General features: G+C 56.2%; 23 protein-coding genes. 15 read left to right on the forward strand and 8 right to left on the reverse strand.

What is annotated here, in order from left to right:
• Nucleotides 1-2: 2 nt before the first annotated feature.
• The 6 genes from hflC to rlmB all read left to right on the forward strand — a co-directional run bounded on the left by hflC (nucleotide 3) and on the right by rlmB (nucleotide 6,575).
• Nucleotides 3-1,007 carry a protease modulator HflC gene (gene hflC, locus UR504_RS19000; RefSeq protein WP_111965392.1) on the forward strand — a complete coding sequence of 335 codons (1,005 nt, stop codon included), beginning with the start codon at nucleotides 3-5 and terminating at the stop codon, nucleotides 1,005-1,007.
• A 71-nt stretch (nucleotides 1,008-1,078) separates the two neighbouring features.
• Nucleotides 1,079-1,276 carry a DUF2065 domain-containing protein gene (locus tag UR504_RS19005; protein ID WP_003855996.1) on the forward strand — a complete coding sequence of 66 codons (198 nt, stop codon included), beginning with the start codon at nucleotides 1,079-1,081 and terminating at the stop codon, nucleotides 1,274-1,276.
• A gap of 104 nt (nucleotides 1,277-1,380) precedes the next feature.
• Entirely contained in the window at nucleotides 1,381-2,679 is a 1,299-nt protein-coding gene (locus tag UR504_RS19010; protein WP_006178975.1) for an adenylosuccinate synthase, read from the forward strand.
• A gap of 192 nt (nucleotides 2,680-2,871) precedes the next feature.
• Nucleotides 2,872-3,297 carry a nitric oxide-sensing transcriptional repressor NsrR gene (nsrR, locus tag UR504_RS19015; protein WP_111965420.1) on the forward strand — a complete coding sequence of 142 codons (426 nt, stop codon included), beginning with the start codon at nucleotides 2,872-2,874 and terminating at the stop codon, nucleotides 3,295-3,297.
• A 38-nt stretch (nucleotides 3,298-3,335) separates the two neighbouring features.
• The gene (rnr, locus tag UR504_RS19020; protein WP_302235570.1) at nucleotides 3,336-5,777 is read left to right on the forward strand and encodes a ribonuclease R; all 2,442 of its coding nucleotides are present in this window, start codon (nucleotides 3,336-3,338) and stop codon (nucleotides 5,775-5,777) included.
• A gap of 66 nt (nucleotides 5,778-5,843) precedes the next feature.
• Nucleotides 5,844-6,575, forward strand: a complete 732-nt coding sequence (rlmB, locus tag UR504_RS19025) for a 23S rRNA (guanosine(2251)-2'-O)-methyltransferase RlmB (RefSeq protein WP_320740019.1) — start codon at nucleotides 5,844-5,846, stop codon at nucleotides 6,573-6,575.
• Between the two features lie 82 nt (nucleotides 6,576-6,657).
• Here rlmB and UR504_RS19030 read toward each other — a convergent pair whose 3' ends face one another.
• The gene (locus tag UR504_RS19030) at nucleotides 6,658-7,932 is read right to left on the reverse strand and encodes an MFS transporter (protein ID WP_126349343.1); all 1,275 of its coding nucleotides are present in this window, start codon (nucleotides 7,930-7,932) and stop codon (nucleotides 6,658-6,660) included.
• A gap of 193 nt (nucleotides 7,933-8,125) precedes the next feature.
• Between UR504_RS19030 and UR504_RS19035 the strand changes: the two genes are divergently transcribed.
• On the forward strand, nucleotides 8,126-9,748 hold the full coding sequence (locus UR504_RS19035; protein WP_302235571.1) for an isovaleryl-CoA dehydrogenase: 1,623 nt from the start codon (nucleotides 8,126-8,128) through the stop codon (nucleotides 9,746-9,748).
• Here the strand turns inward: UR504_RS19035 and UR504_RS19040 are convergent.
• The 3 genes from UR504_RS19040 to bsmA all read right to left on the reverse strand — a co-directional run bounded on the left by UR504_RS19040 (nucleotide 9,745) and on the right by bsmA (nucleotide 12,602).
• The gene (locus UR504_RS19040) at nucleotides 9,745-11,676 is read right to left on the reverse strand and encodes a methyl-accepting chemotaxis protein (protein ID WP_302235573.1); all 1,932 of its coding nucleotides are present in this window, start codon (nucleotides 11,674-11,676) and stop codon (nucleotides 9,745-9,747) included. The genes UR504_RS19035 and UR504_RS19040 overlap by 4 nt on opposite strands.
• 172 nt (nucleotides 11,677-11,848) lie before the next feature.
• Nucleotides 11,849-12,136: a DUF1471 family protease activator YjfN gene (yjfN, locus tag UR504_RS19045; RefSeq protein WP_111965386.1), complete on the reverse strand. Its 288-nt coding sequence runs from the start codon at nucleotides 12,134-12,136 to the stop codon at nucleotides 11,849-11,851.
• A 136-nt stretch (nucleotides 12,137-12,272) separates the two neighbouring features.
• On the reverse strand, nucleotides 12,273-12,602 hold the full coding sequence (gene bsmA / locus UR504_RS19050; RefSeq protein ID WP_111965385.1) for a biofilm peroxide resistance protein BsmA: 330 nt from the start codon (nucleotides 12,600-12,602) through the stop codon (nucleotides 12,273-12,275).
• 137 nt (nucleotides 12,603-12,739) lie between these two features.
• Here bsmA and yjfP point away from each other — a divergent pair, with 137 nt between their 5' ends.
• Entirely contained in the window at nucleotides 12,740-13,462 is a 723-nt protein-coding gene (gene yjfP, locus UR504_RS19055) for an esterase (protein ID WP_302235574.1), read from the forward strand.
• Nucleotides 13,463-13,628: 166 nt separating this feature from the next.
• Here the strand turns inward: yjfP and yjfY are convergent, their stop codons facing one another.
• On the reverse strand, nucleotides 13,629-13,904 hold the full coding sequence (gene yjfY, locus UR504_RS19060; RefSeq protein ID WP_302235575.1) for a DUF1471 family protein YjfY: 276 nt from the start codon (nucleotides 13,902-13,904) through the stop codon (nucleotides 13,629-13,631).
• A gap of 341 nt (nucleotides 13,905-14,245) precedes the next feature.
• On the opposite strand from yjfY, the gene rpsF reads away from it, so the two are divergent.
• From rpsF to rplI, 4 genes are read left to right on the forward strand one after another with little or no spacing between them, the layout of a single operon-like run.
• Nucleotides 14,246-14,641, forward strand: a complete 396-nt coding sequence (gene rpsF / locus UR504_RS19065) for a 30S ribosomal protein S6 (protein WP_014068637.1) — start codon at nucleotides 14,246-14,248, stop codon at nucleotides 14,639-14,641.
• 6 nt (nucleotides 14,642-14,647) lie between these two features.
• A complete protein-coding gene (gene priB / locus UR504_RS19070) occupies nucleotides 14,648-14,962 on the forward strand; it encodes a primosomal replication protein N (protein WP_008502895.1) in 315 nt (104 codons plus the stop codon).
• A 4-nt stretch (nucleotides 14,963-14,966) separates the two neighbouring features.
• On the forward strand, nucleotides 14,967-15,194 hold the full coding sequence (rpsR, locus tag UR504_RS19075) for a 30S ribosomal protein S18 (protein WP_000135199.1): 228 nt from the start codon (nucleotides 14,967-14,969) through the stop codon (nucleotides 15,192-15,194).
• Between the two features lie 41 nt (nucleotides 15,195-15,235).
• The gene (gene rplI, locus UR504_RS19080) at nucleotides 15,236-15,685 is read left to right on the forward strand and encodes a 50S ribosomal protein L9 (RefSeq protein ID WP_024907318.1); all 450 of its coding nucleotides are present in this window, start codon (nucleotides 15,236-15,238) and stop codon (nucleotides 15,683-15,685) included.
• 68 nt (nucleotides 15,686-15,753) lie between these two features.
• Here the strand turns inward: rplI and UR504_RS19085 are convergent, their stop codons facing one another.
• Nucleotides 15,754-16,392, reverse strand: coding sequence for an OapA family protein (locus UR504_RS19085; protein ID WP_271369014.1), 639 nt, complete (start codon nucleotides 16,390-16,392; stop codon nucleotides 15,754-15,756).
• A gap of 233 nt (nucleotides 16,393-16,625) precedes the next feature.
• Here UR504_RS19085 and fklB point away from each other — a divergent pair, with 233 nt between their 5' ends.
• Nucleotides 16,626-17,246, forward strand: a complete 621-nt coding sequence (gene fklB / locus UR504_RS19090; protein WP_008502892.1) for an FKBP-type peptidyl-prolyl cis-trans isomerase — start codon at nucleotides 16,626-16,628, stop codon at nucleotides 17,244-17,246.
• Between the two features lie 311 nt (nucleotides 17,247-17,557).
• A complete protein-coding gene (gene cycA, locus UR504_RS19095; RefSeq protein WP_302235576.1) occupies nucleotides 17,558-18,967 on the forward strand; it encodes a D-serine/D-alanine/glycine transporter in 1,410 nt (469 codons plus the stop codon).
• A gap of 95 nt (nucleotides 18,968-19,062) precedes the next feature.
• Here cycA and ytfE read toward each other — a convergent pair whose 3' ends face one another.
• The gene (ytfE, locus tag UR504_RS19100) at nucleotides 19,063-19,725 is read right to left on the reverse strand and encodes an iron-sulfur cluster repair protein YtfE (RefSeq protein ID WP_143344566.1); all 663 of its coding nucleotides are present in this window, start codon (nucleotides 19,723-19,725) and stop codon (nucleotides 19,063-19,065) included.
• 244 nt (nucleotides 19,726-19,969) lie between these two features.
• On the opposite strand from ytfE, the gene UR504_RS19105 reads away from it, so the two are divergent.
• Complete coding sequence (locus UR504_RS19105; protein ID WP_320740021.1) at nucleotides 19,970-21,619, forward strand: methyl-accepting chemotaxis protein; 1,650 nt, start codon at nucleotides 19,970-19,972, stop codon at nucleotides 21,617-21,619.
• A gap of 79 nt (nucleotides 21,620-21,698) precedes the next feature.
• Here UR504_RS19105 and UR504_RS19110 read toward each other — a convergent pair whose 3' ends face one another.
• Entirely contained in the window at nucleotides 21,699-22,664 is a 966-nt protein-coding gene (locus UR504_RS19110) for a DMT family transporter (RefSeq protein ID WP_320740022.1), read from the reverse strand.
• Between the last annotated feature and the right edge of the window lie 6 nt (nucleotides 22,665-22,670).

The raw sequence follows: 22,670 nt of genomic DNA on the forward strand, positions 1-22,670 counted from the left end.
GGATGCGTAAGTCAGTTATTGCGATCATCGTCATCGTACTGGTCGTGCTTTATACCTCGATCTTTGTGGTGAAAGAGGGCGAGCGTGGGATCAAGTTCCAGTTCAGCAGCGTCGTGCGTGATGGCGACAAACGCCCGGTGATTTACGAGCCGGGTCTGCACTTCAAGGTGCCGTTCATTCAGTCCGTAAAAACGCTTGATGCGCGTATCCAGACCATGGATAACCAGGCAGATCGTTTTGTGACCAAAGAGAAGAAAGACCTGATCGTTGATTCCTATATCAAATGGCGCATCAGCGATTTCAGCCGTTACTTCCTGGCAACGGGCGGCGGTGACGTTTCTCAGGCAGAAGTGCTGCTGAAACGTAAGTTCTCTGACCGTCTGCGTTCTGAGATTGGTCGTCTGGATGTGAAAGACATCGTGACCGACTCCCGTGGTCGTCTGACCCTGGAAGTTCGCGATGCGCTGAACTCCGGCACAGCGGGCACTGAAGATGAAGTTTCAACGCCGGCAGCAGACGATGCGATTGCCAAAGCGGCTGAACGTGTTCAGGCGGAAACCAACGGCAAAGTGCCGGTGATCAATCCGAACAGTATGGCTGCACTGGGTATCGAAGTCGTTGACGTGCGTATCAAGCAGATCAACTTGCCGGTGGAAGTGTCCGAGGCGATTTACAACCGTATGCGCGCCGAGCGTGAAGCGGTAGCCCGTCGTCACCGTTCACAGGGCCAGGAAGAGGCTGAGAAGCTGCGTGCTGCAGCAGACTACGAAGTCACCAAGACGCTGGCGGAATCTGAGCGCCAGGGCCGTATCCTGCGCGGTGAAGGTGATGCGGAAGCCGCGAAGCTGTTTGCTGATGCCTTCAGCCAGGATCCTGACTTCTATGCCTTTATCCGTAGCCTGCGTGCCTACGAGAATAGCTTCCAGAGCAGCCAGGATGTGATGGTGCTTAGCCCGGACAGCGATTTCTTCCGTTATATGAAGACGCCGACTAACGCAACGCGATAAACTCAGGCTCGTTTGAGTATTCAAACCACCGCTCTCAACGGAGCGGTGGTTTTCTTTTATAAGGAACAAAAATGAATTCAACGATCTGGCTCGCGCTGGCCCTGGTCCTGGTGCTTGAAGGCCTGGGACCGATGCTCTATCCACGCGCCTGGCGTCGAATGATCGCCACCATGAGCCAACTGCCGGATAATATTTTACGTCGTTTTGGCGGCGGTCTTGTGGTTGCGGGCATCGTGATCTACTACATGTTGAGGAAAACGATTGGCTGATCAAAAAGTAGGCGCAATCGGCGTATTTTGAGGTCAAAAAGTGCTGTATATCTGAAAAAGCGATGGTAGAATCCATTTTTAAGCAAACGGTGATTTTGAAAAAAATGGGTAACAACGTCGTCGTACTGGGCACCCAATGGGGTGACGAAGGTAAAGGGAAGATTGTTGATCTTCTGACTGAACGGGCTAAATATGTTGTGCGCTACCAGGGCGGTCACAACGCAGGCCATACTCTCGTAATCAACGGTGAAAAAACCGTCCTCCATCTTATTCCATCAGGCATTCTTCGCGAAAACGTCACCAGCATCATCGGTAACGGCGTTGTGCTGTCTCCAGCGGCGCTGATGAAAGAGATGAAAGGTCTGGAAGACCGTGGTATCCCTGTTCGTGAGCGTCTGCTGCTCTCCGAAGCCTGCCCGCTGATCCTGGATTATCACGTGGCGCTGGACGTAGCGCGTGAGAAAGCGCGTGGCGCGAAAGCGATCGGCACCACCGGTCGTGGTATCGGCCCGGCTTACGAAGATAAAGTTGCACGCCGTGGTCTGCGCGTGGGCGACCTCTTCGACAAAGCGACCTTCGCTGAAAAACTGAAAGAAGTGATGGAATATCACAACTTCCAGCTGGTGAACTTCTATAAAGCTGACGCTGTTGACTACCAGAAAGTGTTGGATGACGTCATGGCGATTGCAGACATTCTGACCGGTATGGTTGTTGATGTGTCCGATCTGCTGGACCAGGCGCGCAAGCGTGGCGATTTCGTCATGTTCGAAGGTGCACAGGGTACGCTGCTGGACATCGACCACGGTACCTATCCGTACGTCACCTCCTCTAACACCACCGCGGGTGGCGTGGCAACCGGCTCTGGCCTGGGTCCACGTTATGTGGATTACGTCCTGGGCATCATCAAAGCGTACTCCACTCGCGTGGGTGCGGGTCCATTCCCGACCGAACTGTTTGATGAAACCGGCGAGTTCCTGTGCAAGCAGGGTAACGAGTTTGGCGCGACCACCGGTCGCCGTCGTCGTACCGGCTGGCTGGATGCGGTTGCCGTGCGTCGTGCAGTGCAGATCAACTCCCTGTCTGGCTTCTGCCTGACCAAGCTGGACGTACTGGACGGCCTGAAAGAAGTGAAAATCTGCGTCGGCTACCGTATGCCAGATGGCCGCGAAGTGACCACCACTCCGCTGGCTGCTGACGACTGGGAAGGCATTGAGCCAATCTACGAAACCATGCCGGGCTGGTCTGAGACCACCTTCGGTGTGAAAGAGCGTAGCGGCCTGCCGCAGGCGGCGCTGGATTACATCAAGCGCATTGAAGAACTGACCGAAGTGCCGATCGATATTATTTCTACCGGCCCGGATCGTACTGAAACGATGATCCTGCGCGACCCGTTCGACGCATAATCTTCGTGACTGCTGGCCTGCGGGGAGACCCGTAGGCCGGATAAGCGTAGCGCCATCCGGCGACCGCTCCTGGATCTCCGCTTTTTCGCCCCGTCTGTCAAATAAATTAGCCGCTAACTATCTGGCTGGTTTATCATCATTAATGAATATCTCTGCGGTTTGTCCGCGATTTCCCTTTTTCCTGAGGTTGATGTGCAGTTAACAAGTTTCACCGATTACGGCTTACGTGCGCTGATTTACATGGCGTCGTTACCCGAGGGGAAGATGACCAGTATCTCTGAAGTGACAGAGGTCTACGGCGTATCCCGTAATCATATGGTCAAAATAATCAATCAACTTAGTCGTGCCGGATACGTTGCTGCCGTCCGCGGGAAGAATGGTGGGATCCGTCTCGGTAAACCGGCACAGAGTATTCGTGTTGGCGATGTGGTACGTGAACTGGAGCCGCTGTCTCTGGTGAACTGCAGCAGCGAGTTCTGCCACATCACGCCCGCTTGCCGCCTGAAACAGGCGCTTTCTAAGGCCGTGCAAAGTTTTCTCATGGAACTGGATAACTACACGCTGGCCGATTTGGTTGAAGAGAATCAACCGCTTTATAAATTATTGCTGGTGGAATGAAGAAAATTTCCACCGGAGCTGACAACGGAGGAACCGACATGTCACACGATCCTTTCCAGGAACGCGAAGCCGAAAAATACGCGAATCCTATCCCCAGCCGCGAGTTCATCATTGAACACTTAACAAAACGCGAAAAACCCGCCAATCGTGAAGAACTTGCCGTTGAATTAAATATTGAAGGTGAAGAGCAGATTGAAGCTCTTCGCCGCCGCCTGCGCGCGATGGAGCGCGACGGGCAACTGGTCTTTACTCGCCGCCAGTGCTACGCGCTGCCGGAACGCCTCGATCTGCTGAAAGGGACCGTCATTGGTCACCGCGATGGCTTCGGCTTCCTGCGCGTGGAAGGCCGTAAAGACGATCTGTATCTCTCATCTGAACAGATGAAAATGTGCATCCACGGCGACCAGATCCTGGCACAGCCGCTGGGCGCCGACCGTAAAGGTCGCCGAGAAGCGCGCGTCGTGCGCGTTCTGGTGCCAAAAACCAGCCAGATTGTCGGCCGCTACTTTACCGACGCGGGCGTTGGGTTCGTGGTGCCGGACGACAGCCGTCTGAGCTTCGACATCCTGATCCCACCTGAAGAAGTGATGGGCGCCCGCATGGGCTTTGTGGTGGTGGTGGAACTTACCCAGCGCCCAACCCGTCGCACCAAAGCGGTAGGTAAAATCGTCGAAGTGCTGGGCGATAATATGGGCACCGGCATGGCCGTTGATATGGCGCTGCGCACCCACGAAATTCCGTACATCTGGCCGAAAGCGGTTGAAGAGCAGATCGAAAGCCTGCGTGAAGAAGTGCCGGAAGAATCCAAAGTGGGCCGCGTGGATCTCCGCTCCCTGCCGCTGGTTACGATCGACGGTGAAGACGCCCGCGACTTCGATGACGCCGTCTACTGCGAGAAAAAACGCGGCGGCGGCTGGCGTCTGTGGGTTGCTATCGCTGACGTAAGCTATTACGTCCGTCCGCACACCCCGCTGGATAACGAAGCCCGCAGCCGCGGTACCTCGGTCTACTTCCCGTCCCAGGTCGTGCCGATGCTGCCGGAAGTGCTCTCTAACGGCCTGTGTTCCCTGAACCCGCAGGTTGACCGCCTCTGTATGGTTTGCGAGATGACCATCTCCACCAAAGGGCGCTTAACCGGCTACAAGTTCTACGAAGCGGTGATGAGCTCGCACGCGCGTCTGACCTATACCAAGGTCTGGCATATGCTGCAGGGCGACCAGGATCTGCGCGAACAGTACGCGCCGCTGGTCAAACACATCGAAGAGCTGCATAACCTCTACAAAACGCTGGATCAGGCGCGCGAAGAGCGCGGCGGGATCTCGTTTGAGAGTGAAGAGGCGAAATTCATCTTCAACGCCGAACGCCGCATTGAGCGTATCGAACAGACCCAGCGTAATGATGCGCACAAGCTGATCGAAGAATGTATGATTCTGGCGAATATCTCGGCGGCACGCTTCGTTGAGAAAGCCAAAGAGCCTGCGCTGTTCCGTATCCACGATAAACCGTCGACGGAAGCCATCACCGCGTTCCGCTCCGTGCTGGCTGAACTGGGCCTGGAGCTGCCGGGCGGCAACAAGCCAGAGCCGCGCGATTACGCCGAGCTGCTGGAATCCATTAGCGATCGTCCTGATGCAGAAATGCTGCAGACGATGCTGCTGCGCTCAATGAAGCAGGCGATTTACGATCCGGAAAACCGCGGACACTTCGGCCTGGCGCTGCAGTCTTACGCCCACTTTACGTCGCCGATCCGTCGTTATCCTGACCTCTCCCTGCACCGTGCGATCAAGTATCTGCTGGCGCAGGAGCAGGGCCATAAAGGGAACACCACTGAAACCGGTGGCTACCACTATTCGATGGAAGAGATGCTGCAGCTGGGTCAGCACTGCTCCATGACCGAACGCCGTGCCGATGAAGCCACCCGCGACGTTGCGGACTGGCTGAAGTGTGACTTTATGCTGGACCAGGTCGGTAACGTCTTCAAAGGTGTGATTGCCAGCGTGACCGGCTTTGGCTTCTTCGTTCGTCTGGACGAGCTGTTCATCGACGGTCTGGTGCACGTCTCCAGCCTGGATAATGACTACTACCGCTTCGACCAGGTCGGCCAGCGTCTGATTGGCGAATCTGGCGGCCAGACCTATCGTCTGGGCGACCGTGTGGAAGTGAAGGTTGAGGCCGTGAATATGGACGACCGTAAAATCGACTTCAGCCTGATCTCCAGCGAGCGCGCCCCGCGTAACGTCGGTAAAACCGAACGCGAAAGAGCGAAAAAAGGCGGAAACGGCAAAACGAGCGGCAAGCGCCGTCAGGCCGGTAAGAAGGTGAGCTTCGAGCCGGACAGCGCGTTCCGCGGTGAGAAGAAGCAGAAGCCGAAGGCGGCGAAGAAAGAAGCCCGTTCAGCGAAGAAACCTTCCGCGAAGACACAGAAAATAGCGGCTGCCACCAAAGCGAAGCGCGCGGCCAAGAAAAAGCAGGCGGAGTAAAATCTCCCCTCATCCTGACCCTCTCCCCAACGGGGGGAGGGGAAATACTTATTACGAGAACCATCAATGAGTGAAATGATTTACGGCATCCACGCGGTGCAGGCCCTTCTCGAGCGCGCACCGGAGCGTTTTCAGGAAGTGTTTATTCTGAAAGGGCGTGAAGATAAGCGTCTGATGCCGCTGATCCATGCCCTGGAAGCGCAGGGCGTGGTGATCCAACTGGCGAATCGCCAGTTCCTGGATGAAAAAAGTGAAGGCGCGGTTCACCAGGGCATTATTGCCCGCGTGAAGCCGGGCCGTCAGTATCAGGAAAACGATCTGCCGGATCTGATTGCCGAGCTGGAGAATCCGTTCTTCCTGATCCTCGATGGCGTGACCGATCCGCACAACCTCGGCGCGTGTCTGCGCAGCGCGGATGCGGCGGGCGTGCATGCGGTGATCGTGCCGAAAGATCGCTCCGCGCAGCTGAACGCGACGGCGAAGAAGGTAGCCTGCGGCGCGGCGGAAAACGTTCCGCTGATCCGCGTGACCAACCTGGCGCGCACCATGCGTCTGCTGCGGGAAGAGAACATCTGGATCGTCGGGACTGCCGGTGAAGCGGATCATACTCTGTACCAGAGCAAAATGACCGGCCGTCTGGCGCTGGTGATGGGGGCGGAAGGCGAAGGCATGCGTCGTCTGACCCGCGAGCACTGCGACGAGCTGATCAGTATCCCGATGGCGGGCAGCGTGTCGTCTCTGAACGTTTCCGTTGCGACGGGCATCTGCCTGTTTGAAGCGGTGCGTCAGCGTAGCTGATTTTCGCACGGTGTTGCTTCGTTTACCGGGCCTACGGTTTTGTAGGCCGGGTAAGGCGAAGCCGCCACCCGGCAAAACAGCCTCACTCCTCTAACGACCGCAAATGGTCATCCTTCCTCAGCGTCATTAGTGCGAAAATACTCACCACCGCCGTTGCCATCACGTAGTACGCCGGAATATCCAGGTTGCCCGTCTGCTTAATCAGCCCGGTAATGATTAACCCTGCGCATCCCGAGAAAATCGCGTTCGATAACGAGTAGGCCAGCCCCAGGCCCGTATAGCGCACGCGCGTCGGGAACATCTCAGAGAGCATTGCCGGGCCCGGCCCCGCCAGCATGCCCACCAGACCGCCCGCAATTAATACCACTATCGCTTTCACCGCCAGCGTGCTGGACTCCGCCTGCAGAAGTTTCAGCAGCGGCAGGGCGAGGATCAGCAGCAGCGCGGTGGCGATAATCATCACCGTGCGACGCCCGATCCTATCGCTCAGGATCCCCGACGGAATGATGGTCAGAGCAAACCCAACGTTCGAAATCACCGCGATCAGCAGCGCCTGGTTAAACCCGGTGTGTAGCGCCGACTGGAGATAGGTCGGCATAATCACCAGGTAAGTGTAACCCGCCGCAGACCAGACCATTACGCGCCCAATCCCCATCACGATGGCCCTGAGCGTGGCGGCAATATCCGCCTGAGCGACAGCCGGTTTGTCCTGCTGCTGCACAAAGCTGGGCGTCTCCTCCATGCTGACGCGAAGCCACAGCGCAACAGCGCCCATGGGCAGCGCCAGGAAGAAAGGAATGCGCCAGCCCCAGTCGTGCAGGGCTTCAGGCGTGAGGAGGGCGGAGAGCAGCGCCACGATGCCGGCGCCCGCTAACAAGCCCAGCGCCACGGTAAAGGACTGCCAGGCACCATAGAGCCCGCGCTTGCCTCTCGGGGCGAACTCCGTCATCAGCGAGACCGCACCGCCGTACTCGCCGCCCGCGAACAGCCCCTGCAGGATCCGAAGCAGCGTAACGATCAGCGGTGCGGCAATCCCGATGCTGGCGTAGACCGGCACAATGCCGATGGCGGCGGTGGACAGCGTCATCAGCACCAGCACAATGATTAGCGTCGGCTTACGGCCAATTCGGTCGCCGATGCGTCCAAACACCACCGCACCCAGAGGACGGAAGAAGAAGGCGATGGCAAATGAGGCGTAGGTGAGGATCAGGCTGGTAAGCCCCGCTTCCCCTTCAAGCTGAAAGAAGTTCTTCGCAATGACGGTCGCCAGAAAACCGTAGACCGCAAACTCATACCACTCGATAAAGTTACCAATGGAGCCGGCAATTAATGCTCGCTTGTGCGCATCCGGTTGCATAACTTTCCTCACTGAAAGGGGGGGGAATAAATTATTCAACAAAAGCGAAGTCATGAAATAGTTTATTCTTATGTTCTGTGAGCTATTTCACGAATGATATCAGCGGGATCGTGAACGTGTGACTCCCCTCCCATGCAGCGCGTGCGCGGTCTGTCCATACTTATCGTCATTGCCACTGAAGGAGGGAGACAGTATGCACTGGCAGACCCATACCGTTTTCAATCAACCCGCACCGCTTTCCAACAGCAACCTTTTCCTTTCGGACTGCGCGCTGCGTGACGCAGTTTCGCGCGAGGGGGCCGAGTGGGATGTTGAGCTGCTCGCCAGCATCGGGCAGCAGTTAGGTACCGCAGAGTCGCTGGAGCTGGGCAGGCTGGCGAACGTGAATCCGCCGGAGTTGCTTCGCTATGACGCCACCGGAGAGCGCCTGGATGACGTTCGCTTTCACCCGGCGTGGCACCTGCTGATGCAGGGGCTGTGTGCCAATCGGGTGCATAACCTGGCATGGGAAGAGGAGGCGCGTAAAGGGTCGTTTGTCGCGCGGGCCGCACGCTTTGTGCTTCATGCTCAGGTGGAAGCGGGCACGCTTTGTCCGGTCACCATGACGTTTGCCGCCACGCCGCTCCTGCAGCAGGCGCTTCCCAAAATATTTCACGACTGGCTGACGCCGCTGCTCAGCGATCGCTACGATCCGCATCTGGCCCCCGGCGCGCAAAAGCGCGGCCTGCTGATTGGTATGGGGATGACGGAAAAGCAGGGCGGCTCGGACGTGCTGAGCAACACCACCAAAGCGGAAAAATGCAGCGACGGCAGCTACAGGCTGGTGGGGCATAAATGGTTTTTCTCCGTCCCGCAAAGCGATGCGCATCTGGTGCTGGCCCAGGCGAAGGGCGGGCTGTCCTGCTTTTTTGTGCCGCGCTTTTTGCCTGACGGACAGCGCAACGCCGTCCGGCTGGAGCGCCTCAAGGACAAGCTCGGGAACCGCTCCAACGCCAGCAGCGAGGCGGAGTTCCTCGATGCCTCCGGCTGGCTTCTGGGGGAAGAGGGCGAAGGGGTACGGCAGATCCTCAAAATGGGCGGTCTGACGCGCTTTGACTGCGCGCTGGGCAGCCACGGACTGATGCGTCGGGCGCTGTCCGTGGCGCTGTACCATGCGCATCAGCGCCAGACCTTCGGCAAAAATCTTATCGATCAGCCGCTCATGCGCGAAGTGCTAAGCCGGATGGCGCTGGTGCTGGAGGGGCAAACGGCGCTGCTGTTTCGCCTGGCGCGGGCGTGGGATAAACGCACGGATCCGCAGGAGGCGGCATGGGCGCGGCTGTTTACCCCGGCCGCGAAGTTTAGCGTGTGCAAAGCGGGCATCCCGTTTGTCGCGGAGGCGATGGAGGTGCTGGGCGGGATCGGATATTGCGAAGAGAGCGAACTTCCCCGCCTGTACCGAGAGATGCCGGTGAACAGTATCTGGGAAGGTTCAGGAAATATCATGTGCCTGGACGTGCTGCGCGTGCTGGCGAAGCAGCCGGGGATTCACGATCTGCTTGCCGATGAGTTTGCACAGGTAAAAGGGCAGGACAGACACTTCGACCGCAGCTGGCGACAGCTTCAGCAAAAACTGCGTAAACCGCAGGAGGCGCAGGGGCGGGAGATCGCGCAGCAGCTTTTCCTGCTGGATGCCGGGAGCGAAATGCTGCGGCACGCGTCGCCTCCGGTGGCGCAGGCGTGGTGCCGCATGATGCTCGATACCCGTGGCGGCACGCTGATGAGCGAGCAGGTGCAAAGCGACCTGCTGCTGCGTGCGACGGGCAGAGTTGGCTAGCCTTTTAGCTGGAACAGACTCACCAGCTGGGCCAGATGTGATCCCTTCTCGCGCAGCGTTTGAGCCGTTTGTTCGCTGCGTGAGATGCGATCCGCATTGATATGCGACGCTTCGCCAATGTGGGTCATGGCGAGATTAACCTGGCCAATCCCTGCGGACTGCTCGCGTGAGGCATGGTTAATCTCGGTGACCAGCTGGCTGATGTTATCGATATGAATGATGATGTCATCCATCGCCAGGCGGGTCTTTTCAGACAGCGCATGGCCCTCACTCACTTTTCTGAGCGTATCGCCAATCAGCTGTTCAATCTCCTTCACCGCGTTAGCGCTGCGTCCCGCCAGGGCGCGAACTTCCTGCGCGACTACCGCAAACCCTTTTCCGTGCTCACCCGCGCGGGCCGCTTCCACTGCCGCATTCAGCGCCAGAATATTGGTCTGGAAAGCGATGGATTCGATCACGCGCGTGATGTCTTCGATGCGTTTTGACGCTTCGCGAATATCGTCCATGGTCGACACCGCGTGGGTGACCGTCTCACCGCCCTGATGGACCGCGAGCGAGGTTTCACCGACCAGCTGCTGCGTTTGCTCCATGTTGGCGGCATTTTGCTGCACGGTGGCGGCCAGCTGCTCCATGCTGGCGGAGGTCTCTTCCACGCTGCTCGCCTGCTTGTTGATCTGCTCTGAAATCTCGCCGGTGTCGGCGGCCAGCGCGTTGGTGCTCAAATGGATCTCGCCAGCGGCCTCGCGGACCTGCAGGACAATTTTTTGCAGGCCGCCGCCGATGCCGTTGATGGCGTCGATCAGCTGGCCGACTTCGTCCTGGCGCGTCACGGGCAGGCTGGAACGGAGATCCCCTGCGGCATATTGCCGGGCAAGATGGATCACTTTGCGCAGCGGTCGGGTCAGCACGCGGCGAATAAGAATCACGAACAGGCCAGCAAACAGGATGGATAAGACCACGCCGGCCAGCAGGAAGCGATCGCGCATGGCGGTAACGCTTGAGAGCAGCACCGATTTATCCACTTCGCCGACGATAGTCCAGTTCCAGCCTGGCAGCGGGGTATAGGCCATTTTCAGCGTGCGGCCGTCGTCGCTTACGCGTTCCAGCGTGCCGGGCTTGTCACTCAAAAGCTGTTGCTGCGTCGCGCCGTCCCACTTTGGCAGCTGTCCCTCTTCACCGGCATGGAACAGGTATTGCCCGCGCGTTTTGCCGTTGCTGCGATCCAGCACGAAGAAGTGGCCGCTCTCGCCCAGGCGACGGGTGAGGATTTTCTCGCGCATGACGTTCCAGGAATGCGTAATGTCTACGCCAACAAAGACGATCGCAATGACCTGGCCTTCGGCGTTTTTAACCGGCTGATACTGGGTGATATAGCGTTTGCCAAACAGCAGCGCCAGGCCACGGTAGACTTCCCCTCTGTTGACGGCGGCAAAGGCCGGGCTGGCGGTATCCAGCAAGGTGCCCATCGCCCGCTCGCCGTTCTCTTTGCGCAGGGAGGTGGCGACGCGAACAAAGTCGTTACCGCTGCGTACAAACAGCGTGGAGATTGCTCCCGTACGGCTCAGAAAATCATCGGAAAAAGAGGTATTTTCATGGAGTTCAGCTTCTCCCCCTTTCAGTAGGGGAACGGTGAGCCCGTTAATGGTCCGGGGCTGCTGAGTATCGACGCTAAAAGGCTGGGGCAGAAATGTCGTAAACAGTTTGGTGTAGCTTTCGACTTCTTCGCTCAGGCTGGTATTAAACATCTGCACCATGTCGACCATGCCTGTAGACTGATTATGCAGATCTTCGACGGCGAGGGCTTCAAGCTGCTGGCTGGCTTTTTGACTGAGCAGAAAAGTGAAAAGCAGAAACAGCGTGGCGACACTGATGCCCGTAAGCAGCGACAGCTTTGCCCCCAAGCCTGCACGGCGAAAAATGTTGATCATAAATTGCTCATCATTGAAAAGGTATGGTTCTTCAACGGCAGAGCGGGGATTACGTTTACTGAATTAATGTAACAAAATGTTATTTTCTTGTTATTGATTGGTTTTTCATAAGATAAAAGATTTGCAAAAACGAAAAGCCACTAAAAATAAGTGGCTTTTATCAGGGGGGATATTACACGTAAAGAATGGCCTGTACTCGCCAGTGGTCGATGTGGTGATCTTCCTGCATCTGGATGATGCGATACCATGAAGCACCCTGCTCATCGGCCTTTAATGCCACAACGCGTTCAACGTCCTGCGGGCTCCCCGAGATATTATTCACGGAGATCTGGCCAATTTCATTCAGGCCAGTCACACAGTCAGCACTGGCGAATTCTGCTGACTGCGCGGTGGTGCTCACCAGGCCTGCTGAGAGCAACAGAGAGGTCAAAGCAAGAGTTCGTTTCATTGTCAGCTCCATTTCACATATCTCCGGTATCCGCCGGGCAATCCTTCGCGAATAAACTCCCTTCCATTGACGCGGGCATGGAGTTTATTGTGGACAGGAAAATGTCTATGGACGCAAAGCAGTGTAAATCTCGTTCAAAGGAAAACCATTATTTACGGTACAAAATGGCCTGTGAATACCACTGTCCCGTTATGATGGTTTCGTCGATCATAATGATGACGTAATAATCTGCTTTGGCGGCGACGGCCTGTGCTTTTATTGCCGCTTCTGCGTCATCCGGGGAGCCGCGTACCAGCGCGGAAATCGTGCCCATTCGTTGTAATCCTTCCGTCTGATTACGACGAATCTCCTGTGGATGATCGGCGACCGGTGGAGCGGGTTGCGGCGTTCCCTGCAGCGCGCTACAGCCACTGAGCAGAAACACCAGCACTAAAGCAGCAAACCTGCGCATAACCATATCTCGTTTCCTGATAGCCATAGTGTAGTTGTCTGTGAATTTAGTTTTGGGGGAATGTTCCCGAAGTGTTATCTGGGACGTATATTTCGAATGAAAATGACGTGAAAGCGTAACCCAGTTCTCAACATTATGAATCATACATTCGCACAGGGTCGACAATGATTGAAATTGAAATACGCCACCTCGGCGACCATGAAATTTTACACGCGATGCCTGCGGGTAAACGTGATAAACCGCTGCCTGTTGTGGTTTTTTATCACGGGTTCACCTCATCGAAGCAGGTTTACAGTTATTTTGCGGTTGCGCTGGCGCAGGCGGGTTTTCGCGTGGTGATGCCGGATGCGCCTCACCACGGCGCCCGCTTTACGGGCAATGAACAGGCGCGGCTTGGGCAGTTCTGGCACATTCTGCACGGGAGTCTGACCGAGTTTGCCGGGGTGCGCGATGCGCTTTATGAGGCCGGCCTGGTTGCCGACAATCGTCTGGCTGTCGCCGGGGCGTCGATGGGCGGTATGACGGCGCTGGGGATTATGACGCATCATCCGGAAGTGAAGTCGGTCGCCTGCCTGATGGGCTCGGGCTATTTTACGTCGCTGGCGAAGACGCTCTTTCCCCCTCAGGATTCAGCGGAAATCACCGCGACGCTCGAAGAGTGGGATGTGTCCCGGTCATTGCCGCGCGTGGCCGATCGCCCACTGCTGCTATGGCACGGTGATGCAGATGATGTGGTCCCGCCCGAGGGAACCTTCCGTCTGCAGCAGGCGTTAATAAATGCAGGCCTGGACGGTAATCTCACCTGTCTGTGGGAAGCGGGCGTCCACCACCGCATCACGCCAGCGGCGCTGGACGCCACGGTGGCATTTTTCCGCCAGCACCTTTAAATGCGCAGCAACTTAACTCCCGATCTTCCCGTTTCAGGAGGATCTCAGAGGGTCTTTTACCGATGGTATTCCGGAGCCTTTCTCAAAAAAAAGCCCCCGGGCAGGGGGCAACGTCAACTATGGCTATGTTCTCGTTGTTGGCTTTCCTGGTGCTAGCGTTAAAGCGTTATCGGTAAATATCTGCACTGGCGTGCATGTTGCCGTTGCTGCCGGGCTCACGGGTTAACATCACGTGGTAATAGGTTGCGCCCTGCGCATCGGTTTCTTCATTTAGGGCCTGACCTGCTTCACTTTCCGTGGCGAAATTATGATTGATGTAAATTACGCCCAAGCTTTGCACATCATCCATGTTTCTGGCCTGTCGGCTGTCTATCTTGATGGCTGCCATCGCGTTTGCATTGAGCAAAAGCGCCGCCATTATGGCTAATGCGATTTTTTTCATGATATGCGCTCCACGACTACGTGCTGCGAGAGGGGGGATGCTCCTTCTTTAATTCAGGCGATCTCTGATTAAAGTGTAATCACTCATCCAGCGGGGATGCGTGACCATTTCTGATGCAGTTGTTCAAAAAAACAACGCTTCCGGGTGTGGCCAATTTTAAATCACCTACTTAGACCCGCTTCGCGCTTTGTGCGAATTATTTGTGCAATCAGCTTGAGTTTCCAGGGGCGCGCAAGTATTATGACGCGTCAATTTTTCAGCCGACCTTTAACACGTTCCTTGCCTCCCCGGGCCTCGGCTGACCCAGACAGGAGGCTGAATAATCCGTAAGGAGCAATTCGATGCGTCATTACGAAATCGTTTTTATGGTCCATCCTGACCAGAGCGAACAGGTTCCGGGTATGATCGAGCGTTACTCTGCTGCCATCACTGGTGCAGAAGGTACGATCCACCGTCTGGAAGACTGGGGCCGCCGTCAGCTGGCTTACCCGATCAACAAACTGCACAAAGCACACTACGTTCTGATGAACGTTGAAGCGCCGCAGGAAGTTATCGATGAGCTGGAAACTACCTTCCGCTTCAACGATGCCGTTATCCGCAGCATGGTTATGCGTACCAAAAACGCAGTTACCGAAGCATCTCCGATGGTTAAAGCGAAAGACGAGCGCCGTGAGCGTCGCGATGATTTCGCAAACGAAACCGCAGATGATTCTGATGCTGGGGATTCTGAAGAGTAATTTCTGATGACCAACCGTCTGGCGTTGTCCGGCATCGTATGCAGGGCTCCCCTTCGAAAGGTCAGTCCATCAGGAATTCCGCATTGCCAGTTCGTGCTTGAGCATCGTTCTGTGCAAGAGGAAGCCGGGTTTCACCGGCAGGCGTGGTGCCAAATGCCCGTTATTATTAGCGGACACGAAAACCAGGCCATTACTCACAGTTTAACGGTCGGTAGCGCAGTAATCGTTCAGGGGTTCATCTCTTGCCACAAGGCAAAGAACGGCCTGAGCAAAATGGTTCTGCATGCCGAGCAGATTGATTTGATAGATTCTGGAGACTAGCCATATGGCACGTTATTTCCGTCGTCGCAAGTTCTGCCGTTTCACCGCGGAAGGCGTTCAAGAGATCGACTATAAAGATATCGCAACGCTGAAAAACTACATCACCGAAAGCGGTAAGATTGTCCCAAGCCGTATCACCGGTACTCGTGCAAAATACCAGCGTCAGCTGGCTCGCGCTATCAAACGCGCTCGCTACCTGTCCCTGCTGCCGTACACTGATCGTCATCAGTAATCGGGCACGGTCCATTAATACGACTTTAAGAGGATAAGGTAATGCAAGTTATTCTGCTTGATAAAGTAGCAAACCTGGGCAGCCTGGGTGATCAGGTTAACGTTAAAGCGGGTTACGCACGTAACTTCCTGGTTCCACAGGGTAAAGCTGTTCCAGCTACCAAGAAAAACGTAGAGTTTTTCGAAGCACGTCGCGCTGAACTGGAAGCCAAACTGGCTGACGTTCTGGCGGCTGCTAACGCTCGCGCTGAAGCAATCAACGCACTGGGCACCGTTACCATCGCGTCTAAATCTGGCGACGAAGGTAAACTGTTCGGTTCCATCGGTACCCGCGATATCGCTGATGCAGTAACTGCTGCAGGCGTTAAAGTGGCTAAGAGCGAAGTTCGTCTGCCGAACGGCGTTCTGCGTACCACTGGTGAGCACGAAGTTGACTTCCAGGTTCACAGCGAAGTGTTCGCTAAACTGGTTGTTAACGTTGTAGCTGAGTAATTTTTTACTCTGCTCACGTTGAAACGCCGGCCTTGTGCCGGCGTTTTGCTTTTTACAGCTCCGGGCACTTAACGCGCCCTGATAAAACTGCCGTCTGGCTGGCGGGTAAACAGCACCTGTTGTCCGTTTCCTGTATCAATCGTTAATCCTGTCACCACACCGCTGGCATTCTGACGAACCTGCACCATCTGTCCATTCTGCAGGTTACTGAGCGGCTTACCTGCACCTTCCACCTTCGCCATGGCATACACGTCGGTTGGCGGCAGGTTATGGTCGCGGAACAGCTGTGCCAGGGTTTTTCCCGGCTCCACGCGATAGGAACGCCACTGTTGCTCGATGCCGGTAGGCTGTTGCGTCTGAGGCTGAGCGGCGGCTTGATCCTGTGGTTGTTCATCCTGAATGGGCTCTGGCTCAACCGGTGCAACCTGACCCGGATCGTTAGACGGGGTGACAAGCTGCGTTTGCATCGGCTGTGCGTCAGGCTGCGGTCGCGTCTGCGACTGAATGTCCAGTTGGGCATTCCGGGTAACGGGTACGGTATCGACATCATTGCTCCCGGAAGGAAGCAGGAAGCCCACGATCACCATCAGCGCGCCAATGATAATCCCTCTGCGATGCAGAGGAGGCAGCGGGTCCATGATGCGAAAATTGTCCGGCGCCTGCCAGATTTTCGCCAGGGTAGGTTTCAGTTCAAATCGCCCGGGCATGGCACTCCTCCTGCTCCGCGTCTTTTTTATCCTGTGTTCCGAAGTATAGTTTGCTAACTGCCTGAACGGCGTAGCAAACCCGACATCCGTGACATCAGTTCGGGATTAATCCTGGTTATCTCTATTGTTTCTGTTTCGTCGCGGTTTGTCACCTTAACTTCAGACAAAGTTTTACCCATAAGGGCATGGCTGATATGCTGCCCGCTACTTTAAATGTGATGGAAGGAAAACCCATGACCACCCCGACTTTTGACACTATCGAAGCGCAGGCAAGTTACGGTATCGGCTTGCAGGTAGGACAGCAGCTGAGCGAATCCGGCCTGGAAGGTCTGTTACCAGAAGCGCTGGTGGCGGGTATCGCTGACGCACTGGAAGGCAAACAGCCTGCCGTTCCGGTTGACGTTGTGCACCGTGCGCTGCGTGAAATCCACGAGCGTGCTGACGCCGTGCGTCGCGCACGCTTTGAAGAGATGGCCGCCGAAGGTGTGAAATATCTGGAAGAGAACCGTGAGCGTGAAGGCGTGAACAGCACCGAGTCTGGTCTGCAGTTCCGCGTGATCAATCAGGGTGACGGCGCAATCCCGGCGCGTACCGACCACGTTCGCGTACACTACACCGGTAAGCTGATCGACGGTACCGTGTTCGACAGCTCCGTGGCGCGCGGCGAACCGGCTGAGTTCCCGGTGAACGGCGTTATCGCAGGCTGGATTGAAGCGCTGACCCTGATGCCAGTCGGTTCCAAATGGGAACTGACTATTCCGCATAACCTGGCCTACGGCGAGCGCGGCGCTGGCGCGTCCATCCCGCCATTCAGCACCCTGGTCTTTGAAGTCGAGCTGCTGGAAATTCTGTAATCGACTTTTCTTATTTCCTCTCTCCGGTTGGGGAGAGGAAAATAGTGTAAAAACCTATAGTTATGGTGCAATCAACATTTTATCTTGCAAACGAAACTGTTGCGTGTATTTTTGTGAGCTGTTTCGCGCTGCATGAGTGATATGACACTCACTTTCAACATATTATTAACATAATATCTAAATCATAGTATTCATCCCGCCGATTCTTACCTAATATCGATTAGCCCTTACAAGGGAACGTCATCTTTTGACGTATTTAAAGGCCAGAAGAGCCTTAACAACACAGACAGGCATAAACAGGAAAATATCACATGGTAGATCAGGTTAAAGTCGTCGCCGACGAAGGGGCGTCGTCTGAACAGTCGCTACGGCGCAATCTCACAAACCGTCATATACAGCTCATTGCCATCGGGGGTGCCATCGGTACCGGGCTGTTTATGGGGTCAGGCAAAACTATTAGTCTCGCCGGGCCGTCAATCATATTCGTTTATATGATTATCGGTTTTATGCTGTTCTTCGTGATGCGTGCAATGGGTGAACTGCTGCTCTCGAACCTCGAATACAAATCCTTTAGCGACTTCGCTTCTGACCTGCTCGGGCCGTGGGCGGGCTATTTCACCGGCTGGACCTACTGGTTCTGCTGGGTTGTCACCGGTATGGCGGACGTCGTGGCGATTACCGCCTACGCGCAGTTCTGGTTCCCGGGTCTGTCGGACTGGGTCGCCTCGCTGGCGGTTATTGTTCTGCTGCTGAGCCTGAACCTCGCCACCGTTAAAATGTTCGGTGAGATGGAGTTCTGGTTCGCGATGATCAAAATCGTGGCCATTGTCGGGCTCATCGTGGTGGGCCTGGTGATGGTGCTCACCCACTTCCAGTCACCAACCGGCGTTCAGGCATCGTTTACCCATCTGTGGAATGACGGCGGCTGGTTCCCGAAAGGCATCAGCGGCTTCTTTGCCGGCTTCCAGATCGCGGTGTTCGCGTTTGTGGGAATTGAGCTGGTCGGAACGACCGCTGCGGAGACCAAAGATCCCGAGAAGTCTCTCCCGCGCGCGATAAACTCTATTCCGCTGCGTATCATCATGTTCTACGTCTTCGCGCTGATCGTCATTATGTCCGTGACGCCGTGGAGCTCGGTGGTGCCAAGCAAAAGCCCGTTCGTTGAGCTGTTCGTGCTGGTAGGCCTGCCTGCGGCAGCGAGCCTGATTAACTTCGTGGTGCTGACCTCTGCGGCCTCTTCCGCGAACAGCGGCGTGTTCTCAACCAGCCGTATGCTGTTTGGTCTGGCGCAGGAAGGCGTAGCGCCGAGCGCGTTCGCCAAGCTCTCTAAGCGTGCCGTACCGGCAAAAGGGTTGACCTTCTCCTGCATGTGCCTGCTGGGCGGCGTGGTGATGCTCTACGTGAACCCAAGCGTGATTGGCGCGTTCACCATGATTACCACGGTCTCAGCGATCCTGTTTATGTTCGTCTGGACCATCATCCTCTGTTCATATCTGGTGTACCGCAAGCAGCGCCCACATCTGCATGAGAAATCGATCTACAAGATGCCGCTGGGCAAGCTGATGTGCTGGGTGTGTATGGCGTTCTTCGTCTTCGTGCTGGTTCTGCTGACGCTGGAAGATGATACCCGTCAGGCACTCATCGTCACGCCGCTGTGGTTTATCGCGCTGGGGCTGGGCTGGGTGTTTATCGGTAAGAAACGTATGGCAGGCGTACGGTAAAAGCAAAACGGCAACTTCGGTTGCCGTTTTTAGTTTTTGCACCCTCTCCCGTGGCAGAGGGGCGGGGTGAGGGCATCAGGCCGCAGCGGCCTTTTTTATTCCCCCGCTAATGCCCGCGGGAACAGAACGTTGTTCTCGAGACTGATGTGTTCCATCAGGTCGTCAATCATCTCGTTAATGCCGTTGTACATCGCTTTCCACGTTGTACACGCTTCTGGCGGCGGCGTAACGTTGTGGGTGGTGTGTTTGATCACTTCCAGCAGTTCGCCCGCGTCATCATGCTCGCTTTCCATCACGCTGATGGGCCCCATCGCCTGGCTTCCCATACCCTGTTTAATCATCGGGAAGAGGATCTGCTCTTCCTTCATCATGTGGCTTGAAAGCTCTTCGTGCAGCAGGGTCAGGTACTTTGCCAGACCGCGCGGTACGGAAGGTTTGTCGGCATGGACGCGCTCGACTTTGGTCGCCTGAAGAATCAGTTCCGGCAGTTGCTCACGGTGACGGTCATGATAACGCACGATGATATGGTCGATGATTTCCGCGAGCGGGGCGGTTCGCCAGTCTTTGTCGACGGGCTGCTCGGCCAGCTGCGCCAGCTCTGCTTCAATAACCTCAACGTCCAGCTCTTTGCGTGAAGCCGCCCGCTCCAGTGTTTGCTTACCGCCGCAGCAGTAGTCCATATCGTATTTACGGAACAGCGCAGAAGCGCGAGGAATGGAGAGCGCCAGCTCGCCAAGGGGTTGGTCGCGAAAGGCCATAGCAGTTACCTCGTCATCAATAATATAAGATGCATATTAAATACATCTTTTTGTCAGCGCTATAACCCTTTAGAGGGAAGGGGGAAAGTGAGATGTGGATCACAAAAAAATCTCACTTTTAACTCTCTGAATGGGCTCAGGAAAGTGGTTTCGAAACTTTTTAAAGGTGGAGAAACAGTAAACAACCCGCCGCGCCTGCCGATATATCCACGTCAGACAAACCTGCATATAACAAAGGCAACGCATGTTTAAACGTATAAAAGTCATTACCCTTCTGATTTCGGTGCTGCTTGTGCTCGGCATCATGCAAGTGATTTCCGCCGGTATCTTTATCAACGCCCTGAATAACGATAAAGACAACTTCACCGTGTCGCAGCTCTCCAGCAAGAACGTGGCGGAGTTTACCGATGCGTGGATCAGTCTGAACCAGGCTCGCGTCACCCTGAACCGCGGGATGCTGCGCCTGCAAAGCAGCATGGCCTCACAAATTAACGGCGGTCAGCTGAATGAGCTGGTGACCACGGCGAAAAATCTGCTGACTGAAGCGCAGGTTCATTACGATAAATACTATGCCCTGCCGAACACGCCTGGCCTGGATGAGAACCTGACCAACCAACTCGAAGAGCAGTACCGCATTTACTCTGCAACGCTGACGCAAATGAACGTTCTGCTGAGCCAGGGCAATCTGGAAGATATGTTCAAGCAGAATGCCGAACAGAAACAAAATGCGATGCAGACGGTATATCGTGAATGGCGCGAAGCGCAGGCAATGCTTACCGATAAAGGCATCCAGGACAATGAAAGCGACTACAAGCGCATCCTGTGGATCCTTTCTGCGGTTATGCTGCTGGTGATTGTGGTGATTATCTCCAGCTGGATCGCCATGCGCCGCGTGCTGCTGCTGCCTCTTGAAGAGGTGATTAACCATATTCGCTCTATTGCGGCAGGCGATCTCACCCAGCCGATTCAGGCAGACGGTAATAATGAAATGGCCATCCTGGCGCGCAACGTGCAGGAGATGCAAACTTCGCTGGCAAACACCGTGGGCGTGGTGCGTGAAGGCGCAGATACCATTTACACCGGTGCAGGCGAAATCTCCGCTGGCAGTAACGACCTCTCTTCCCGTACCGAGCAGCAGGCCGCGTCTCTGGAAGAGACGGCAGCCAGCATGGAACAGCTGACGGCGACCGTGAAGCAGAACGCCGATAACGCGCGTCAGGCTTCCCGTCTGGCACTGGATGCCTCCTCAACGGCGAAGAAGGGCGGTAAGGTGGTTGAAGGCGTCGTGCGGACGATGGACGAAATCGCCACCAGCTCCAGCAAAATTGCGCAAATTACTAACGTGATCGACGGCATTGCCTTCCAGACGAATATCCTGGCGTTAAACGCGGCGGTGGAAGCCGCGCGTGCGGGCGAGCAGGGCCGTGGTTTTGCAGTTGTGGCAGGCGAAGTGCGTACTCTTGCCCAGCGCAGCGCTCAGGCGGCGAAAGAGATTAAAGCGCTGATCGACGATTCCGGTGAACGCGTGAACGCGGGCTCTCAGCTGGTTAACGAAGCCGGGGAGACGATGGCAGAGATCGTCAATGCGGTCACCCGCGTCACCGACATCATGGGCGAAATTGCATCGGCCTCTGACGAGCAGAGCCGTGGTATCGACCAGGTGGGCCAGGCGGTAGCCGAGATGGACCGCGTGACCCAGCAGAACGCCTCGCTGGTGGAGGAGTCTGCGGCCGCGGCGGCGGCGCTGGAAGATCAGGCTGCACGCCTGAACGAAGCGGTGGCGGTGTTCAAAATTACCCGCAACCAGGCGGTAAAAGCGGCGCCGGTAAAAACCTATGTGCCAAAAGCGCAGCCTGTCGCGGCGGCGTCTGAAGGGAACTGGGAAACGTTTTAAGGGCTTGCCCGGTGGCGGCTACGCCTTACCGGGCCTACGGTTTTGTAGGCTCTGCAAGCGCAGCGCCGCCGGGCAATACTCACATCTCCGATGCCGGAACAACCCTCGGTTTTTCCGGCTTCGCTCTCACCGCCATCACTACCCCCACCACCAACAGCACGATCCCACAGGTCGTGAACAGCGGCGGTACGCTCTGGCGCATCAGAAAGGTATAAAGCAGTCCGGCCAGGGTTTCGAAGACAATCAGCGGCCCTAATATCACCGTCGGCAGCTTCTGGCTGGCAATATTCCAGCACAGCGCGCCCACCCATGAACACAGCACCGCAATCGCCACCATCAGGCCGATAAACACCCACGGTCTTGGCCCGAAAGGCTGGGCGAAGTCCGGCTGCTGATGGCCCAGCCAGAGGCATGCGCCGAGATACCCTACGACTGATACGGGCAGCGTGACCAGCGCCTGCGCTGTCGCCCACATCATCGGGTGCTTGTCCGGGTTCTCCCGCAGCCAGCGCGCGTTGCGCAGGGCATACCATGCCCAGCACGCCACGGAAATGAACGCCAGCAGAATGCCAGAACCGTAACGCCACAGGTCAACATCCGCCTGCCCATGACGCAGTTCGGCAATATTGACGCATACCAGCCCCAGGGCGGTGCATATCAGCGCCGGCGCCATTTTAGACCACGCCAGTTTGCCATCGCGCTGGCTGTAGAGCAGGTTAGCAAAGACGGGGATGACGACCGGCAGCGTGCCGATAATCATGGTTGATACCGGCGCACCGGTACGCTGAATGGCGCTCGCGAGGCAAACGTAATAGATAAGATTACCCATCATGGTCAGCGCCAGCGCGGTACCCCAGTCCTGACGGCTGAGCTGACGCAAGCGCGCGCGTCCCAGCCACGCCAGAGGCAGGGCAATCAGCCCCAGCGCCAGATAACGTCCGGTCGACTGCAATATTGCCGGATACTCGGGCACGATCAGCGGGCCGACGAAAATCAGACCCCACATCATCCCGGCCAGCAGGGCATACAACACTCCACTAATCATTTTTCC

Origin of the sequence: Enterobacter sp. 241F3, assembly GCF_034106785.1 — a bacterium.
Classification (GTDB): domain Bacteria; phylum Pseudomonadota; class Gammaproteobacteria; order Enterobacterales; family Enterobacteriaceae; genus Enterobacter; species Enterobacter vonholyi.

What these genes read in the sequence shown, in the direction of transcription:
- hflC (WP_111965392.1), top strand. Translation starts at nt 3, where the DNA reads ATGCGTAAGTCAGTTATTGCGATCATCGTCATCGTACTGGTCGTGCTT.
- UR504_RS19005 (WP_003855996.1), top strand. Translation starts at nt 1,079, where the DNA reads ATGAATTCAACGATCTGGCTCGCGCTGGCCCTGGTCCTGGTGCTTGAA.
- UR504_RS19010 (WP_006178975.1), top strand. Translation starts at nt 1,381, where the DNA reads ATGGGTAACAACGTCGTCGTACTGGGCACCCAATGGGGTGACGAAGGT.
- rnr (WP_302235570.1), top strand. Translation starts at nt 3,336, where the DNA reads ATGTCACACGATCCTTTCCAGGAACGCGAAGCCGAAAAATACGCGAAT.
- rlmB (WP_320740019.1), top strand. Translation starts at nt 5,844, where the DNA reads ATGAGTGAAATGATTTACGGCATCCACGCGGTGCAGGCCCTTCTCGAG.
- UR504_RS19030 (WP_126349343.1), bottom strand. Translation starts at nt 7,932, where the DNA reads ATGCAACCGGATGCGCACAAGCGAGCATTAATTGCCGGCTCCATTGGT.
- UR504_RS19035 (WP_302235571.1), top strand. Translation starts at nt 8,126, where the DNA reads ATGCACTGGCAGACCCATACCGTTTTCAATCAACCCGCACCGCTTTCC.
- UR504_RS19040 (WP_302235573.1), bottom strand. Translation starts at nt 11,676, where the DNA reads ATGATCAACATTTTTCGCCGTGCAGGCTTGGGGGCAAAGCTGTCGCTG.
- yjfN (WP_111965386.1), bottom strand. Translation starts at nt 12,136, where the DNA reads ATGGAGCTGACAATGAAACGAACTCTTGCTTTGACCTCTCTGTTGCTC.
- bsmA (WP_111965385.1), bottom strand. Translation starts at nt 12,602, where the DNA reads ATGGCTATCAGGAAACGAGATATGGTTATGCGCAGGTTTGCTGCTTTA.
- yjfP (WP_302235574.1), top strand. Translation starts at nt 12,740, where the DNA reads ATGATTGAAATTGAAATACGCCACCTCGGCGACCATGAAATTTTACAC.
- yjfY (WP_302235575.1), bottom strand. Translation starts at nt 13,904, where the DNA reads ATGAAAAAAATCGCATTAGCCATAATGGCGGCGCTTTTGCTCAATGCA.
- rpsF (WP_014068637.1), top strand. Translation starts at nt 14,246, where the DNA reads ATGCGTCATTACGAAATCGTTTTTATGGTCCATCCTGACCAGAGCGAA.
- priB (WP_008502895.1), top strand. Translation starts at nt 14,648, where the DNA reads ATGACCAACCGTCTGGCGTTGTCCGGCATCGTATGCAGGGCTCCCCTT.
- rpsR (WP_000135199.1), top strand. Translation starts at nt 14,967, where the DNA reads ATGGCACGTTATTTCCGTCGTCGCAAGTTCTGCCGTTTCACCGCGGAA.
- rplI (WP_024907318.1), top strand. Translation starts at nt 15,236, where the DNA reads ATGCAAGTTATTCTGCTTGATAAAGTAGCAAACCTGGGCAGCCTGGGT.
- UR504_RS19085 (WP_271369014.1), bottom strand. Translation starts at nt 16,392, where the DNA reads ATGCCCGGGCGATTTGAACTGAAACCTACCCTGGCGAAAATCTGGCAG.
- fklB (WP_008502892.1), top strand. Translation starts at nt 16,626, where the DNA reads ATGACCACCCCGACTTTTGACACTATCGAAGCGCAGGCAAGTTACGGT.
- cycA (WP_302235576.1), top strand. Translation starts at nt 17,558, where the DNA reads ATGGTAGATCAGGTTAAAGTCGTCGCCGACGAAGGGGCGTCGTCTGAA.
- ytfE (WP_143344566.1), bottom strand. Translation starts at nt 19,725, where the DNA reads ATGGCCTTTCGCGACCAACCCCTTGGCGAGCTGGCGCTCTCCATTCCT.
- UR504_RS19105 (WP_320740021.1), top strand. Translation starts at nt 19,970, where the DNA reads ATGTTTAAACGTATAAAAGTCATTACCCTTCTGATTTCGGTGCTGCTT.
- UR504_RS19110 (WP_320740022.1), bottom strand. Translation starts at nt 22,664, where the DNA reads ATGATTAGTGGAGTGTTGTATGCCCTGCTGGCCGGGATGATGTGGGGT.